At 66.5% G+C, this 15,741-nt stretch carries 15 protein-coding genes and 1 pseudogene; 7 read left to right on the top strand and 9 right to left on the bottom strand.

Annotated elements, in window-relative coordinates; translation table 11 throughout:
* Positions 1-28: 28 nt before the first annotated feature.
* Positions 29-995 (top strand): annotated as a pseudogene (locus IPM60_04980) (dihydrodipicolinate synthase family protein).
* Between the two features lie 31 nt (positions 996-1,026).
* On the opposite strand, the gene IPM60_04975 reads toward IPM60_04980, so the two are convergent.
* Positions 1,027-1,377, bottom strand: coding sequence for a two pore domain potassium channel family protein (locus IPM60_04975; protein MBK8907262.1), 351 nt, complete (start codon positions 1,375-1,377; stop codon positions 1,027-1,029).
* Positions 1,378-1,627: 250 nt separating this feature from the next.
* A complete protein-coding gene (locus IPM60_04970; GenBank protein MBK8907261.1) occupies positions 1,628-3,322 on the bottom strand; it encodes a SulP family inorganic anion transporter in 1,695 nt (564 codons plus the stop codon).
* Positions 3,323-3,614: 292 nt separating this feature from the next.
* On the opposite strand from IPM60_04970, the gene IPM60_04965 reads away from it, so the two are divergent.
* Positions 3,615-5,411, top strand: coding sequence for an SLC13 family permease (locus tag IPM60_04965; GenBank protein ID MBK8907260.1), 1,797 nt, complete (start codon positions 3,615-3,617; stop codon positions 5,409-5,411).
* Between the two features lie 124 nt (positions 5,412-5,535).
* Complete coding sequence (locus IPM60_04960; GenBank protein MBK8907259.1) at positions 5,536-6,789, top strand: mechanosensitive ion channel; 1,254 nt, start codon at positions 5,536-5,538, stop codon at positions 6,787-6,789.
* A gap of 31 nt (positions 6,790-6,820) precedes the next feature.
* Here IPM60_04960 and IPM60_04955 read toward each other — a convergent pair whose 3' ends face one another.
* From IPM60_04955 to argH, 5 genes are all read right to left on the bottom strand, one after another.
* Complete coding sequence (locus IPM60_04955) at positions 6,821-7,006, bottom strand: hypothetical protein (protein ID MBK8907258.1); 186 nt, start codon at positions 7,004-7,006, stop codon at positions 6,821-6,823.
* 195 nt (positions 7,007-7,201) lie between these two features.
* Complete coding sequence (locus IPM60_04950) at positions 7,202-8,548, bottom strand: class I SAM-dependent RNA methyltransferase (protein ID MBK8907257.1); 1,347 nt, start codon at positions 8,546-8,548, stop codon at positions 7,202-7,204.
* 9 nt (positions 8,549-8,557) lie between these two features.
* On the bottom strand, positions 8,558-9,304 hold the full coding sequence (locus tag IPM60_04945; GenBank protein ID MBK8907256.1) for a DNA-binding protein: 747 nt from the start codon (positions 9,302-9,304) through the stop codon (positions 8,558-8,560).
* On the bottom strand, positions 9,301-10,158 hold the full coding sequence (locus IPM60_04940) for a HipA domain-containing protein (protein ID MBK8907255.1): 858 nt from the start codon (positions 10,156-10,158) through the stop codon (positions 9,301-9,303). Before IPM60_04940 ends, IPM60_04945 begins: the two co-directional genes overlap by 4 nt.
* A gap of 61 nt (positions 10,159-10,219) precedes the next feature.
* A complete protein-coding gene (gene argH, locus IPM60_04935) occupies positions 10,220-11,620 on the bottom strand; it encodes an argininosuccinate lyase (GenBank protein MBK8907254.1) in 1,401 nt (466 codons plus the stop codon).
* Positions 11,621-11,667: 47 nt separating this feature from the next.
* Between argH and IPM60_04930 the strand changes: the two genes are divergently transcribed.
* The 3 genes from IPM60_04930 to IPM60_04920 are packed head-to-tail and all read left to right on the top strand — an operon-like array spanning position 11,668 to position 14,252.
* Positions 11,668-12,228 carry a TlpA family protein disulfide reductase gene (locus IPM60_04930; protein ID MBK8907253.1) on the top strand — a complete coding sequence of 187 codons (561 nt, stop codon included), beginning with the start codon at positions 11,668-11,670 and terminating at the stop codon, positions 12,226-12,228.
* A gap of 16 nt (positions 12,229-12,244) precedes the next feature.
* Positions 12,245-13,261, top strand: coding sequence for an endonuclease/exonuclease/phosphatase family protein (locus tag IPM60_04925; GenBank protein ID MBK8907252.1), 1,017 nt, complete (start codon positions 12,245-12,247; stop codon positions 13,259-13,261).
* On the top strand, positions 13,248-14,252 hold the full coding sequence (locus IPM60_04920) for an ADP-ribosylglycohydrolase family protein (GenBank protein MBK8907251.1): 1,005 nt from the start codon (positions 13,248-13,250) through the stop codon (positions 14,250-14,252). The genes IPM60_04925 and IPM60_04920 overlap by 14 nt, the downstream gene beginning before the upstream one ends.
* Before the next feature lie 161 nt (positions 14,253-14,413).
* Here IPM60_04920 and IPM60_04915 read toward each other — a convergent pair whose 3' ends face one another.
* Complete coding sequence (locus IPM60_04915) at positions 14,414-14,842, bottom strand: hypothetical protein (GenBank protein ID MBK8907250.1); 429 nt, start codon at positions 14,840-14,842, stop codon at positions 14,414-14,416.
* 237 nt (positions 14,843-15,079) lie between these two features.
* Here IPM60_04915 and IPM60_04910 point away from each other — a divergent pair, with 237 nt between their 5' ends.
* The gene (locus IPM60_04910) at positions 15,080-15,502 is read left to right on the top strand and encodes a hypothetical protein (GenBank protein ID MBK8907249.1); all 423 of its coding nucleotides are present in this window, start codon (positions 15,080-15,082) and stop codon (positions 15,500-15,502) included.
* A 41-nt stretch (positions 15,503-15,543) separates the two neighbouring features.
* Here the strand turns inward: IPM60_04910 and IPM60_04905 are convergent, their stop codons facing one another.
* Entirely contained in the window at positions 15,544-15,714 is a 171-nt protein-coding gene (locus tag IPM60_04905; GenBank protein ID MBK8907248.1) for a hypothetical protein, read from the bottom strand.
* Positions 15,715-15,741: the final 27 nt, after the last annotated feature.

Below are 15,741 nucleotides of genomic sequence, written 5' to 3'. Positions count from 1 at the left end.
CTGCGCTCGACAAGCCGCGAAAGGACGCATGATGGGAACCCGAGGCTTTGCCGGCGTGCTGGTGCCGGTGCTGACGCCCTTCCACGACGATCTAGCGCCGGACCGGCGGCGGTGGGTGGCGCTGTGCCGCGCCCTGCTCGACGCGGGCGCCGATGGTTTCGCGGTATTCGGCACCACCAGCGAGGCCAATTCGCTCACTGCCGAAGAGCGGCGCGGCCTGCTTGAACACCTGCTGTCGGCCGGGGCTCCGACCGAGCGGCTGATGGTCGGCATCGGTAGCTGCGCGCTGCCGGAAGCAGTCGAGAACGCCCGCCACGCGGTCGCGGCCGGCTGCGGCGGGGTGCTGATGCTGCCGCCCTGGTACTACAAGAACCCGTCCGACGATGGCCTGTTCGCGTTCTATGCGGAAACCATCGAGCGTGTCGGCGACGCCGCGCTCCGCATCTATCTCTATCACTTTCCCGCCATGTCCCAGGTGCCGCTGTCCCTCGATCTGATCGCGCGCCTGATCGCGGCCTACCCGGAGACCGTCGTCGGCATCAAGGACAGCGGCGGCGACTGGGCCAACACCAAGGCGATGATCGAGCGCTTCCCCGGCTTCGACGTGTTCTGCGGCTCCGAGGAGTTCCTGCTCGCCACCCTTCGCCACGGCGGCCGCGGCTGCATCACCGCCGTCGGCAACGTCAACGTTCACGCCATCAACACCCTGTATCTGGCGTGGCGCAACGGGGACGGCGCGGCCGGGAAAGACCTCAGCCGGCATCGCGCCGACGCGGACGCGCAACAAGCGCGTATCGGCGATCCGCGCCCTGTTCACCCGCGGACCGACGATCCCGCTGTTGAAGGCGGTGCTGGCGCGGCACACCGGCGATCCCGGCTGGACCCATGTCCGGCCGCCGTTCTGTCCGGCGGACGCCGCCGCCGCCGAACGCCTCGATTCCGAACTCCGCGCCGCCGGCTATGATCCCGGCCCGCTGTTCGACTCACTTCGGTAAGACCGGACGGCTCGCGGCGACTGAGCCGGGATCATCCCTTGGGCGGCCGCGCGCTGCGCAGCGTGGCTTGGGCAAGGGCAGTCACGGCGGCGGCGAAGAGCCCGATGCCCGCGAAGAGGTAGCCGATCGTGAAGAGTTTGCCGAGCGCGGTTTGCGGGGCTAGATCTCCGTAGCCGACGGTGGCAATCGTGACGACCGAAAAGTAGGCGGCATCCAGAAACGACCATCCTTCTACCAACCAATAGAAGATCGTCGCGATGAGAATGAGTGTGGCGGCGAGCATGAGTACGCCCTGCACCTCGGGTTCCTGAACAGCGTGATAAAGGCTTCGGACCAGGCGCCGGATGCTGACGAAGTGGCCCGCAGGTTGTTCTTTGGTCATAGATTTCGCGACCTCAGGCGCCACCTAGCTTTTGGTGGCAATGCACTACTGTCTCGGTGTACGTCGTCGAGGCGCTGGACCGTCTGACGCATCATTGGAGGGTGTCAACTGACTGTGTTCCGGCGCTCGCGAGAGGAGCGAATATATCGGATACGTTCAAGTTCGACAGTGGTTCGACCCCTTGAGGAGCTTCCGCATTTCACGATGTGGCGCGACCGGCGACGTGTGGACGCGCTGCACCGAAGCTGCCTCAGTTCTTCAAAGTCTCGGAGCCATCACGCCTGTCTCCTCCTGCCTGCTCGGCATCGGCCTCTGAGACGTCAAGGTGATGGCGAATACCGCTGCGGGCATTGACGAACATGCGGCCCGCACCGAGCCGTTCAGCAAAGCCGGATGCCCGTACGTAGGCGAGGACGTCCGGGTTAAGGCCGGCAAGCCAGAGCGTCACGCCCTCTTCCGCCAAGCGGCGTTCGCCCTCCATCAACATCTGCAGCGCGGAATACTCGATGTCGAACACCCGGCTGAGGTCGAGCATGAGTATTCGGGGCTTTCGCTGGGTCACACGTTCCCGGATCCGCTCGCCAACCAGCTCGGCGTTGGCGAAGAAGAGCCTGCCTTCCGGACGCAGGATCAGGAGATCCTTGATGGTCTGGTCGCCGGGGTGTTCGGGAGATAGAGGGCGCAGAATGTCCTCTCCTCGCTTGCGGCCGATCTCGTAGACGCGCGGATGGGCCGCCTGCCTGGCCAGCCCTAGGAGCGAGAGGACCACTGCAACAACAATACCCTCAAGTGTGCCAAAGACGAGCACGCCGAGGAAGGCCACGATCGCCCAGTGGAATTCCATGCTGCGGACTTTGCGGATCGCCGCGAACTCCGTCGGCTGGAGCAAGCCGATCGAGTACACAATCACGATCGCCGCGAGCACCGCCTGCGGCAGGAGCCCCAGCAGCGGCGCGAGAATCAGCATCGTTGCTGCGGACATCACCGCTGTGACGAGAGAGGCCTTCTGTGTCCGGCCTCCCACGGCACGGACCACCGCCGTTTGTGATGTGCCGCCGCCTGCGGGCATCGCTCCCAAGAAGGCGCCAGACAGGTTGGCGGCGCCGGTCGCCAGAAGCTCCCGATTGGCCCTGATCGTCGGCTCTGACGGATGCGCGAACGCGCGGCCCGCGGCGATCGTTTCGGTGAAGCTCATCAGGGCGATGCCGATCGCACCTGGTAGCAGCTGCATCGCGAGGCCGGGAGTCGGAAGCGTAATCGATGGCAGCCCCTGCGGGATGATGCCCACCGTGTCAACGCCTGCCGAGCTGATGCCGAACAACCAGGATGCCGCCACGCCACCGCCAACCACCGCGAGCGGCGCCGGCGAGTGTGGCCAAGCGCGTTCCATGAGAAGGAGCACGACCAAAGCCGTCAAGCCGAAAGCAAGAGTGATGCCGGAGACGTCGGGAAGGTGGTGCGCGATACTCAGCACGTCGCGGAAGAAGCCGTCCTTCGTTATGTGGACGCCGAGCAGCTTCGGTATCTGGTCGAGAACGATCACGAGGCCAATCCCGGCCTTGAAGCCCGTGAGGACCGGCGCCGAAATGAGATTCGCGAGGAAACCAAGACGCAGGACCGAAGCCACGATCAGGAGGAATCCGGTCATGGCTGCGAGCGTCGCCGAAGCTGTAATGAGCCGCCCGGGGTCCCCGTCCGGCACGGCAATTCCGAGTTGCGCGGCCACAAGGATCGCCAGAGTTGCGGTCGAACTGACGCTCAGTACCCGCGACGTGCCAAGCAGGGCGTAGACGATCATCGGAACGAAAGCCGTGTATAGCCCCACGCTGACCGGCAAGCCCGCCACGGTCGCGTAGGCCATGGCCTTGGGAAGGACGACAGCCGCCGCTGTCAGGCCCGCAAAAAGGTCGGCCTGCAGCCCGGCGCCAAGTGAGCGTTCCGCCATATCGCTCCCGGTGCGTAGCATCTCGTGTCTCCAGTGAGGCAGGCTGAAAAAGCGTGGCGCCGCGTATGTGGTGGAATTCCCGGTAGGCGGCCTCCGAGGCGGCGAGGGTGGGCTGCTTCAGGGGACGTGGTCAAGGGCCCTGCGTCTCGCCCGCGCGGCGGCACCGGCGGGGCTCTGGTATTGACCGACAGTTGATGCAACGTTTGAGCGGCGCGCGTCTTCGTCCTATGAGTGGCGGCCGGCGCGGAGCCGCGTCGATCACCCTTGGTCAGTGCACCATCCGGAGACCCCGTTGTCCGAGTACGTCTTCCTGGGCATCCTGCTGCTCGCGGCGCTCTACCTGTTCTGGAGCCAGCGCCTGCGCCCGGACGTCACCGCGTTCCTGGTCATGCTGGCGCTGATCGTGCCGTGGCCGCATCCCGGCGGCGAGTGGCGGGGGGTCCTGACCTACGAGCAAGGCTTCTCCGGCTTCGGCAGCGCCGCGGTGCTGATGATCGCCAGCATGTTCATCATGGGTTCTGCGATGGTGCAGACCGGCGCCGCCGAGGTGCTCGGCCTCGGCGCCCTGCGCCGTGTCGCCGGCCGCGAATGGTCGTTGCAGATGGCGGTGCTGACGCTGGCGACGGTGATGTCCATGTTTATCAACGACACCACTGTGGTGGTCATTCTGCTGCCGCTGCTGCTCAACCTGTGCCGCGAGTTCAATCTGCCGCCGTCACGCTATCTGCTGCTCGCAGCGTACGGTGCGTTGATGGGCGGGCAATGGACCCTGATCGGCACCCGCAGCAATATCCTGCTGAGTGATTTTCTCCGCCAGCGCACCGACGCCGGCATCGGCTTCTTCGACTTCACGCCCAATGCCGCGGCGGTGTTCCTGGTGGCGGCGGCGTTCGTGTTCTTCATTGGCCGGCACTGGTTGCCTGCCCATGAGCCCGAACAGGGACCGGAGGCGGTGACACGGTTTCTGACCGAGATCGTCGTCGCAGAGGGCTCCAGCGCCGTCGGCCGCAAGATCCGCGAGCTGGATCTGTTTCGGAACAGGCAACTCCGCATCGTTGCCGTCATTCGCGACGGCCGTCGCCAGGTCCGCTCCGCTCCCCTCGCCGCCGGGGACATGATCCTCATTCGCGGCACCGCAGACCAGATCGGGCGCTTCGTGAAGTCCTCGGATTTCGAGGTTCAGGAACAGACCAAACTGACTCGAGCGTTCCTCGCCAAAGTCGATCTGGTGACCGTCGAGGCGATGGTGTCGCCGTCGTCGTACTTCGTCGGGGCGACACTGGAAGACATCGCGCTCAGCGACCGCTACGGCGTCACCGTGCTGGGCATGGAACGGCGGGGCCACTGGCTGACCGAGCGCCTGACCGAGACGCGCCTCATGCACGGCGACGCGCTCCTGCTGCTCGGTAGCGCCGACGATGTGGAGCGCCTCGGGCGGAGCCGCGATCTGATTTTACTTCAGGAGCACGCCTTTCCGGCGGTGGGGCAGGCCAAGGCGCTCATCCTTCTCGGCTTGATGGCCGGAGTTATCGTGCTGTCGGTGGGCGGCTTGATGGCGGCCGCGATCTCCATCCCGCTCGCGGCGGCGCTCGCCATCCTGTTCGGCTGCATCAGCGTGCGCTCGGCTTACGCCGCCATTGACTGGCCGACCCTGGTCATTCTCGGCGGCATGATCCCGTTCGGCATCGCGCTCGAGGAAAGCGGCGCCGCTTCGGCGATCGCGACGCTGGCCGTGCAGCACCCATCGGCGAGCGGCGCCACGCCCATCGTGTTTCTGGCGGCACTGTTGCTGGCGGCGGTCGTCCTGACGCAGATGATCGAGAATGCCGCGGTCGCCATCATCGTCGCGCCGATCGCGTTTCAGGTTGCGGAACTTGCCGACCTCGACGCCAAGGCGGTGATGATCCCGCTCGCCGTCTGCATCTCGGCCGGTTTCGCAACTCCGGTCGCCCATGAAGCCACAATCCTGGTGATGGGTCCCGGCGAGTATCGCTTCAAGCACTACTTGCTGCTCGGCGGCGTGCTCGCCATCATCACCTGGTTGGTGACCCTCATCGTCACGCCGCTGGTGTGGCCGTTGGCCGGCTGAAGAAAAATCGGAAATGCGTCATTGCCGTTTGTTGTTGATCGCCGTGCTCGTCGCCTTCGTCGGCCTGGCCGTCGAAGGTCACGCCCAGGAACAGGCCGAGCCGAAGACGCCAGCGGAGAAGGAGATCGCCGTCGACAGTGACGCCCGCTCCGACGCCGCGATCGCCGAGCGCATCCGCTCCATCATTCGCGAGCTTCCGGCGCTCGGCGCCGTCAGGATCGAGGTCGCGGCCGGCGTCGTCACGCTGGCGGGGGAGGTCGCCGACGCCGAGAGCGCCGAGGAAGCGGAAAAGCTGGCGGACCGGGTCGCTGGCGTGGTCGCCGTGCGCAACGAGATCAAGCTCGACGAGTCGGTTGAGAGGCGCCTCGCGCCGGCGTGGCAGCGGCTGGAGAAGCGGGTCGCCGACGCCTATGACATGGCCCCCGTCGCCGCCGCGGCGCTGCTTCTGTTCGCGCTCATCGTCGTGCTCGGCATCTGGATCGCCAGCCTGCGCTGGCCGTGGCAGCGGATCGCCCCCAACGCGTTCGTCGCCGACCTGATCCGCCAGTTGCTGCGGCTGGCGTTCATCGCCGCCGGGCTCGTCATCGCCCTCGATATTCTCGGCGCCACCGCGCTGCTCGGCACCATCCTCGGCGCCGCCGGCATCCTCGGCCTCGCCATAGGCTTCGCGCTTCGCGACACCATCGAGAACTACGTCGCCAGCATCATGCTCAGCATCCGCCAGCCGTTTCGGCCCAACGATCTGGTGCGGATCGGCGACCACGAAGGGCATGTCATCCGTCTGACGTCGCGCGCCACCATCCTGATGTCGCTGGACGGCAACCACGTGCGCATCCCCAATGCGGACGTATTCAAGGGCATCGTCGTGAATTACACCCGCAATCCCGAGCGCCGGTTCGAGTTCACGCTGGGCGTGGCCACCGACTGCAACCTGAAGCAGGCGGTCGACGTGGGGGTGGCGGCACTGGAACACCTGCCGTTCGTGCTGCGCCAGCCCGGACCGGCCGGCACGGTGCAGGATGTGGGCGACTCAAACGTATTGCTGTGGTTTTCCGGCTGGATCGATCAGCAGCAGACGGACTTTCTCAAGGCGCGCGGGGAGGGCATCCGCCTCGCCAAGCGCGCCCTGGAGGACGCCGGCTTCGCCTTGCCGGAGCCCATCTACACCATCCGCATGGGCGCCGCGGCGAGCGCCGCAGTCGGGTCCGCGGTTCCGCCTGCGCCCGCCGGCGAGGCGCACCGGACGCCGGCAGCAACCCCGGAGCGCGCCGATGTCGGCGACGCCTCCCGCGAGACCGCCGTCGTCGAGAAGGTCGATGCGGAACGTTCCTCTCTCGGCGAACAGGATCTGTTGCGCCCCGAAGCGCCGGGCGAGTAGGAAGCACCGCGCTTACGGTAAGAGCGCCGGTTTAGGAGTTGCCGAGGCCGGATGCGAAGGTAACGACGAACTCGTGACCATCGTCGTCCTCGCCGAGCACGAATTGGCATGCAAGGCGCGCCTGCTCCCCCTCCATCGAGGTTTCGTCGTCCGCCTCGCCGTCGCCGTCCGCCGACAACGACATAGCCTGAAGGCGATATCGTTCCGCATCGCCCATCGCAGCCCGCGTCCGCGGACGTTCCGTGTCGGTCCGAACTCCGGACCAGGCAAGCGCCGCAGTCGCCGGACCGGCAGTTGAACAGGATCGGGACGCCGTGAGCCGCGGCGATGGACAGCAGCGTCGGCCGCTCCCCCGGCGCGATCCTGACCTTGATCTCCCTGTCAAATCCCGATGACTGAAACCGGATGGTGATCAAGCCGCGTATGCCTTTGCTCGGCGGCGGAACGTGGCGGCCAGCTCCAGATGCGGGGACCACAGGAACTGGTCGACCGGCACCACCCGTTCCAGACGGTAGCCGCCGGCGGTAAGAATACCGGCGTCGCGGGCAAAAGTGCTGGGGTTGCACGAGACGGCGGCAATGACCGGCACCGCAGAGGCGGCCAACTCGCGGGCCTGCGCGGCGGCGCCGGCGCGCGGCGGGTCGAACACCACCGCGCCGAACCGCTGCAGCTCCTGCGGCCGCAGCGGCCGCGCGAACAGATCGCGCTTCTCGATCGTCAGGCCGGCGTCCGTTCGGGCCGTGGCGGTGAGCGCCTGGAGCGTTTCCGCATCGGCATCGACGGCATGAACGCGGGCCCCGGCGTCGCGCAGCGGCAGGGCGAAGGTGCCGGCGCCGCAAAACAGATCCGCAACCGGAGTCAGGGAGCCGGTGGTGGCGCCAACCGCCGCCAGCACCGCGGCGACCAGCGCCGCCTCGCCGGCGGCGCTCGCTTGCAGAAACGCTCCAGGCGGCGCCAGCACGCGGGTGCGCCCGAACGCGACGGTGGGCGCCCGCCGTTGCGCAACCGGTTCGGGCAACACAGTGTCCGAAGCGCGCACCGAAAGCCGCGCCAGATCCGCCGTCTCGGCAAAGGCCGCCAGCCGTTCCCGGGCCTGCAGGTCGGGCTCCCGCGGCAGCTCCAGCACCACATCCAGCCCGCCGTCCAGCAGCGATACCGCAACCCGGCACCGCTCCCCTGTCAGCAGCACCTCGGCGAGCAGGCGCCGCATCTCCGGCAGTAGTGCGACGATGCGGGGCGCCATCACCGGGCACTCTGCAACATCGACGATGTCGTGCCGGTTGCGGACCGTGAATCCGCAAATCGGCGGCGCATTGACCGCCGCAGGACGGAACGCCGCAAATGTCGCCCGGCGTCTCGCTGCTGGCGGCGTCCGCGCCAGCGGTTCCAGCCGGTAGCGGTCGATGCCGGCCCGCTTGAGCGCCTCTTCGAGACGCTCGCGCTTCCAGCGGACGTACGCGTCGTCGGTCAGGTGCTGAAGGCTGCAGCCGCCGCAGCGCCCGAAGTGGCGGCACGGCGGCGGCGCCCGCTCCGGCCCCGGCGACAACACCTCGACAAGCGCCGCGGTCAAGCCATCGCCGAGCCGCTGGACCGGCCGCGCGCGAACCCGATCCCCCGGCACGGTGAAGGGGACGTAGAGCCGCCGCCCGTCCGGCTCCTCCCCGATTCCGTCGCCGCCTGCGCCGATCGCCGTGACCGCCACCTCGACCGTGGCGACGGCGGGCGCTCGCTTACGCCGCCGGTTGTTCCGAGGAGGCAAGGTTGATCCTCACGCCGCCAGGGGCTCGAAATCCGCTGTCGTCATCGGCTCTTCGCCCGTCAGACGTCCGCTTAGCTCGACCAGCAACCGCTGCCGGGACGGGGCGGGCACCGGATTAAGTCGAACGGTTTGAGCTGTGAAATTGCCCTCTCCATCCAGGATTGCCGACGTCAGATCCCGGACGAGATAGCGCGGCGCCCAACCAATCATGACGTAGTCGGTGGTCTGTATCTGCAGAGCGTGTCCGGTCGCAGGATTGGTCAGTTCCAACGCAAGATTCAATTTTTCTCCTGGCGCAAGGCGTTCAAGACGCGTTTGGGCTTCGTTGTTGAGATGCCGCCAGCCGTGCAAGAAGAACCGGCACCTGATCGCACCATCCGCTTGTTTTTCGAGCTTGGGAAACACCTCGAACGCATCGGTGGCGCGCGTGCCGCCGCCAACCTCCAGAATTTCGATAGGGTCGGCGACGCCCGTCAGATCCATGTGGCGGATGTAGTCCTGAAAGTCCGGCCGGCCCGGCGTCATCACTCTGTTCTTGAAGAGGGGAAACAGTTCGCCCGACAGGTAGTCCGCTTTCAGTTGAGGAAAATCATCGAGCAGCCGGAACCCCGCTTGGCAACGCGCATCTTCCGCTCCCCGGATATAGCGAAAACGATAGAGCGGACGCGTCGGATCCGCATCGAGTCGTCCGATCGGAAACCAACGTCGCGTTCTGTCCTGATCCTGCCATGCGAGGAACAGCGTCTTGGCGGTCATTGCGGAAGCTTCCTCATTTCTTTTAGAGAATAGCACATCAGTTCCAGCGCGAACCTCCGCGCGATGGGCGTCATCCAGTCGCTCGGAATGCGATCGACGATGTCTTCCATGACCTCGCGCTCCAGATCCCGCAGTTTCTCAAAGCCGGCTTTCACGAGTTCCGGACACGCCGCGGCAGCCCGCCGCACCAAATCGAGCGGACTGATGCCATGAGCATCCTGCTCCGACCAGTAGATGCCGCCCCGTGCCTTTCGGGCATACTCTCCCATGCGGTCCGCCGTGAGCAGTCGCTCACGGCTCTTCGCGCCGCCGTCATCCGACAACTCCCGCCCGAGCGACGATGCGTGATCGAACGACGGTGCAACGACAGGAAGATGGGCATTGGACGAGCTGCGCAGCACCCCCCAATTCTCGTGATGACGGTCGGTATTTCCGATCAAGGCATCAAGAACAAGGTAACCGCCGAACTGGGACATCGCCCTGCGGGCCGCGGCCTCTTCCTCGAAGACCTTTTTCACGCCCAGCCGGATGTTGGCTAGCGTGTGATCGGAATTACGAAACCGCCGATCAGGATCATAACCAAGCACGTTGCCGACGAGGATCTGGTTCCCGTGAATCAGTTCCCCGGATCTGCTTGCGAAGGACAAAGTGGTTGAGCCGAAAGTGCCATCGAACTCCGCCAGTTCCACAAGTGCGTGCGAGAGGCGAAGATGCGCCGCAACCTCTGCGGCGATCTTTTCCGCCCAGTGTTCGCCTGTACCCGGACGCGGAAACTTGAAGAGCCAATCCGTGTCGCTGTCGGGGTCCCGGTACCAAAACTTCTGTTTGCTCCCAAGTGCCTCGTGTTCCAGCACCCATGCCGGCTGAACACTTACGACCTTGTATGGTCTGAGGGGCACGGTTTCGCTAGCGTCACTAGAGAAATCGCCGCCGGGCCTCGACAATGGCGGCGCGGACGTTGGGGGGGGAGGTGCCGCCTTCGCTGGTGCGGCTGGCGACGGAGTTGTCGAGGCTGAGGACTGCGTAGACGCCATCCGTCAAGGCAGAATCCACCGCCTGCAGCTCCGAAAGCGGCAACGATTCGAGAGCACACCCCAGCTCTTCGGCCTTTTTCACAAGCGCGCCGACGATGTGGTGGGCGCGGCGGAACGGCAGACCCTGGACCCGCACCAGCCAGTCTGCGAGGTCGGTGGCGGTGGTGAAGCCGTCGCCCGCCGCCGCCCGCATCCGCGCCTCGTCGAACTCCGCCCCGGCGATCATCCCGGTCATCGCCCGGACGCCGAGCAGAAGCGTGTCGGCGGCGTCGAACGCCGGCTCCTTGTCCTCCTGCATGTCCTTGGCGTAAGCGAGCGGCAGGCCCTTGATCACCGTCAGCAATCCCACCAGGGCGCCGATCACCCGCCCCGTCTTGGCGCGGATCAGCTCGGCGGCATCCGGGTTCCGCTTCTGCGGCATGATCGAACTGCCGGTGGAGAAGGCGTCCGGCAGGCGCAGGAACCGGAACCGCTCCGAGCTCCACAGCACCATCTCCTCGGCGAGGCGCGACAGGTGGACGGCGAGGATGGCGCCGGCGCCGAGGAACTCCAGCACGAAGTCGCGGTCGGAGACGGCGTCCAGCGAGTTGGCGCAGGGACGTTCGAATCCCAGCGCCGCCGCGGTCATGGTCCGGTCGATCGGGAACGATGTGCCGGCCAGTGCCGCTGCGCCGAGCGGGCATTCGTTGAGTCGGCGCCGCGCGTCGGCGAAGCGGCCACGGTCGCGCCCGAGCATCTCGACGTAGGCCAACATGTGGTGACCGAGGGTCACCGGCTGCGCGGCCTGCAAGTGCGTGAAGCCGGGCATGATCGTCGCCGCGTGCCGGTCCGCCTGGTCGAGCAGCGCCCGCTGCAGCCCCGTCAGCGCTGCGCCCAGATCGTCGGTGGCGTCTCGCAGCCATAGGCGTAAATCCGTCGCCACCTGGTCGTTGCGGGAGCGGGCGGTGTGCAGGCGGCCGGCCGGCTCGCCGATCAGCTCGGCGAGCCGCGCCTCCACGTTCATGTGAACGTCCTCGAGGGTGCGGCGAAAGGTGAACCGGCCGTCGCTGATCTCGCCATGAACGGCGTCAAGGCCCTGGAGGATGGCGTCGCCGTCGGCTTCCGATATGATGCCCTGGCGGACCAGCATGGTGCAGTGGGCCTTCGAGCCGGCAATGTCGTGGGCGAACAGGCGCCGGTCGAAGTCGACGGAGGCGTTGATCTCCTCCATGATCGCCGCAGGTCCGGAGGCGAAACGGCCGCCCCAGATCGCGCTGGCCGCTGGCTTTGGATGATCGGTCAACGATGGCCTCGCAAGCTCAAGGAGTGACGACAGTGCAGATGCCAACCATGCTTTGGGCTCGCATCATAGGGAGCGTGGTGGCGCTGATTGTGGCGATAACCGCCGTCCGCGCAAGCGCGGACGCATGCGCTGAGCCTCCCGCGAGCCTCGGCAAGTTCGATACCGCTGCCGCTGGCGCGCCTGCACCCGAGACGCCGTATCTCGATGCCGACGGCGACGAGCACAAGTTCGCGGAGCATCGGGGTCAAGGCTTGGTGGTCAATCTGTGGGCGACATGGTGTGCGCCATGCGTCGAGGAGATGCCGGCCCTCGACGCCTTGAACACCGCGCTCGAAGGCTCCGGCGTCCGCGTGCTGCCCCTGTCCGCCGACTTCAAGGGTGCAGATGCGGTTCGCCCGTTCTTTGCCCGCAACGGAATCGCGGCCCTGCCGGTGCTGATCGACAAGCGGGGCCGGCTGGCGCAGGCGTTCGGCGTCCCGGGATTGCCGACCACCATCCTGATCGGCGCCGACGGTCGCGAGAAGGGGCGCGTGCTCGGCGTCGCGGAATGGGATGATGCCGACAGTATAGCTTTCATCAAGGCCTGCCTTGGTCCCGAGACCGGGTAGCATGGGCGATCCCACGATGGCCGCTGCCGAGCAGTCCGACAGCCTGCGCATCGCCACCTTCAACGTCGAGAACCTCGGCGCGATCGGCGACCACGGTGTCACGATCGAGGAGCGGATTCGGTTGCTGCGCCCGCAACTGCTGCGGTTGCGCGCCGACATCCTGTGCCTGCAGGAAGTCGACAGCCAAAGTGACGGCCGGAAGCTGAAGGCCCTGGATGCCTTGTTGGCGGACACCCCCTATGCGCGCTTCCATCGCGCGGTGTCGTTGAGTCGCTCCAAAGGTATCCCGCGCGACAAGCACAACCTGGTCATCCTCAGCCGCTATCCGCTGGTCGAGCACCGGCAGATCCACCACGACCTGGTGGCGCCGCCGTTCTTTTCGTCCGCCGTGCGCGACCCGGATCGCGGCGAGCCGACACTGATCGAGTGGGACCGGCCGATCCTCTATGCCGCCGTCCGGCTTGATGACGACCGAATTCTGCACATCGTCAATCTGCACCTGCGCGCGCCGCGGGCTGCTTTCGTGCCAGAGGGCAAGGAGAAGGGCGGCGCATGGCGCACCATGTCCGGATGGGCGGAAGGCTTTTTCCTGGCGGCGGTCAAGCGCGCCGGTCAGGCGCTCGAGGTGCGCCTGCTGCTGGATCGCATCATGGACGATGATGCCGAGGCCCTCATCGCCGTCTGCGGGGACTTCAATGCCGACACCCATGAAGTGCCGGTCAGGACCATCCGCGGCGACGAGGAGGATGCCGGGAACCCGCATCTCGCCATGCGGACCCTGGTACCGGTGGAACGCGGCCTGGCGGACTCGCGGCGGTTCTCTGTAGTGCATCACGGGCGCCCGCAGATGCTGGACCACATCCTGGTGTCACGCCCGATGCTCGGCCGGTTGCGGGCCGTCGAGATCCACAACGAGGCGCTTGGGGATGAACTGATCACCTCCCGCGCCGTCCGCGGATCGCCGGAATCGTTCCATGCGCCGGTAGTGGCGGAATTCGTCGGCCGCGTGGAGAACCACGATGGCGGCTCTTGAAGATCGCTTCGTTGGCGCGTTTCTCGGCCAGTGCGTCGGCGACGCCGTCGGCTTCATGGTCGAGGGCAGTTCGCCGGCGGCTTGCCGTGCGTACGCCGACCAGGTGTTGATCCGGGGCGAGGCGTTCGAGGGCCGGCGCGGGCCGTACCGGCTCGGCCAGTATTCCGATGACTCTCAGCTCGCCCGTGAGCTGATGCGGAGCTACGTCACTTGTCGGCGCTTCGATCCTGCGGAATACGCGGCGCGCATCGCCAACATGTTCGCCGCCGGTCGCGTGGTCGGCGGCGGCAGGGCGACCCGGGAGGCCGCCGCGCGCCTGTCGGCCGGGGTTCCATGGACGGAGGCCGGCGCGCCGCCGCCCAATGCCGGCAACGGCAGCGCCATGCGCGCCGGCCCGATCGGCCTGATGTTCTACGACGATCCCGAAGCGCTGGTGGCGGCAGCCTGCGATCAGGGGCGCATCACCCATGCGGATCCACGTTGTTCGGCCGGCGCCGTGGCCATTGCCGGGGCCGTGGCGCTGGCGCTGGCGCTTGCCGAAACGCGGATCGACGTGAACCGATTCGTTGAACAGTTGGCGTCGATGTGTCGCAGCGTCGACGGGACGGTGGCCGAGACGATCGCCGGTTTGGGGGATATCGTCGATCTGGCGCCGGAGGACGCCGTCGCCGCGATCACTGCGGCGGCGCGGCCTGATTATCAGGATGTGGCGTCCGGCATCTCGCCCTTCGTAACGACCAGCGTTGCCTGGAGTCTCTATGCGTTTCTGCGCAACCCTGAAGACTATACGCGCGCCATTCACACCGCCGTTGCCGTCGGCGGCGACGTCGACACGACCGCCGCGATGACCGGGACGATCGCCGGGGCTCGACACGGTTCGGCCGCCCTTCCGCAATCGCTGGTCGCGCGCCTCACCGATCGGGGCGCGTGGGGAGCGCCGGAACTAACCGTCCTGGCGCGCCAATCGTGGCATGTGCGCTGCAGTGGCTGAGGCGCAAGAGCGGGCAGGGCGGGTTGCCGCAAGCGTAACCCGCCGAAGCGGCCGCGGCGCCCGGGTCCCCCGATGCTCGGATGCGACGGATCACGCTTCGCTCATCCGCCCTGCCCAGATGGTCGGGGCAATCAGCATCGGCGGTCTGAGGATTCCCCCGGTCAATCGCGCTCGGGCGCCCGATTCGGACCGCGGTCGACCATCAGTCGCTTCAGGTCCCGGAGGGCGCTGTCGACGAGGCGGTCACCGGTGGGGGAGCCGATGCCGCCTTCAGTGATGGCGCGCTCCAGCTTGAGAAGGATTTCCTCGTAACTGATCGCCGGTGTGCGCGCCAGCTGAAGAATCAGCGCCTTCCAGCGGGTATCGAAGCCGGCCTCGTCCCGTTGCCAGTCGTAGATCCCACGCTCCTGCACCCACTGCTCAATCTCCCGGTGCAGGAGCTCGATCTTGTTGTGAAGCAGCGGAATGTTGATTGGCGTACCGTCCGGAGCGGTTCCGGTGCCGCCGCCGAGCCCGGTTTCCTCATGGCCGGAAACGCTGTCTTCGCTGTTGCTCACGCTGCCTGTTCCCCGGTTCTTAACGATCAGCATGCGTTCGCTGAAATCTGCAACCTTGACTATAAAAGATGGCGAGATTGTGAGCAATTGCCCGTTTGGGTAGAAGATATGGGTAAATCAGGCAGCGGAGGGGGTGGTGCGGCCGCGTCAGGCAACTTCGGGCTGGCTGACGTCGGTGCGGCGCGCCGATCGCCCGATTGCGGAGGGCGCGGTGCTTGCGTAAGGTATGGTAGAGGCGGCGCGCGCCGTAGCGACGATGAGGAGAGGGGAATGGCGACTGGGTGGGGGTGGCCGGTAGCGGTTGTGGCCGTCGTGGTTCTGGCGTCCTGCAGCGACGAGCCGGTCCAGTGGCGGCCGAGCGCCAATTACGAAAGCCCGACTGTTGAAAATCAGCAAAAGGACGATCTGCTGCGCGCCCAGTGCGCGAGCCTTGCTAAGGAGCGCGCCGAGCAGGACTTCGCGCTCGGTCGACCGGATGTCGGGGATCAATATGGTCGGACGCTGCCGTATCGGGACGTCGTCGACAGCTACGACGCCGGCAAGTACAAGCGCGAGCTTTTCGACCGCTGCATGCAGCAGAACACGCTCGTCGATGCGCCGGCGGGCGCCGCCGGCGCTCCCCCGCCGCCAGAAGTTGAGATCCCGCCCGCCGAGAGTGAGACGCCGGCCACAGGAAACCGCCCGATTCGCTAGCTGTCTGTCGATGCCGCCGACCGGCGGTCAGATGCAGTCGATCAGATGTAGTCGATCGGCAGGGCGAATAGCGTAACGACGACTGCAGTGACCCGCCCGATGGCGATCATGACAAGGCGGTGGAGTTCCTCGGCGCGCATCCGTCGCGCCTTTGGAACCAGCGTCATCGGATCGTTGCTGTCAACATCGGACTGCGCGGCAAACAACTGCATTTCTTCGTGTCCGGCATCAAGCGGCAG

The sequence above is a fragment of the Rhodospirillales bacterium genome, from assembly GCA_016710335.1.
Classification (GTDB): Bacteria; Pseudomonadota; Alphaproteobacteria; order Rhodospirillales; family Defluviicoccaceae; genus JADJXQ01.
Note: the sequence above shows the minus strand (reverse complement) of the source record. Positions and strands in the feature narration are given on the sequence as shown.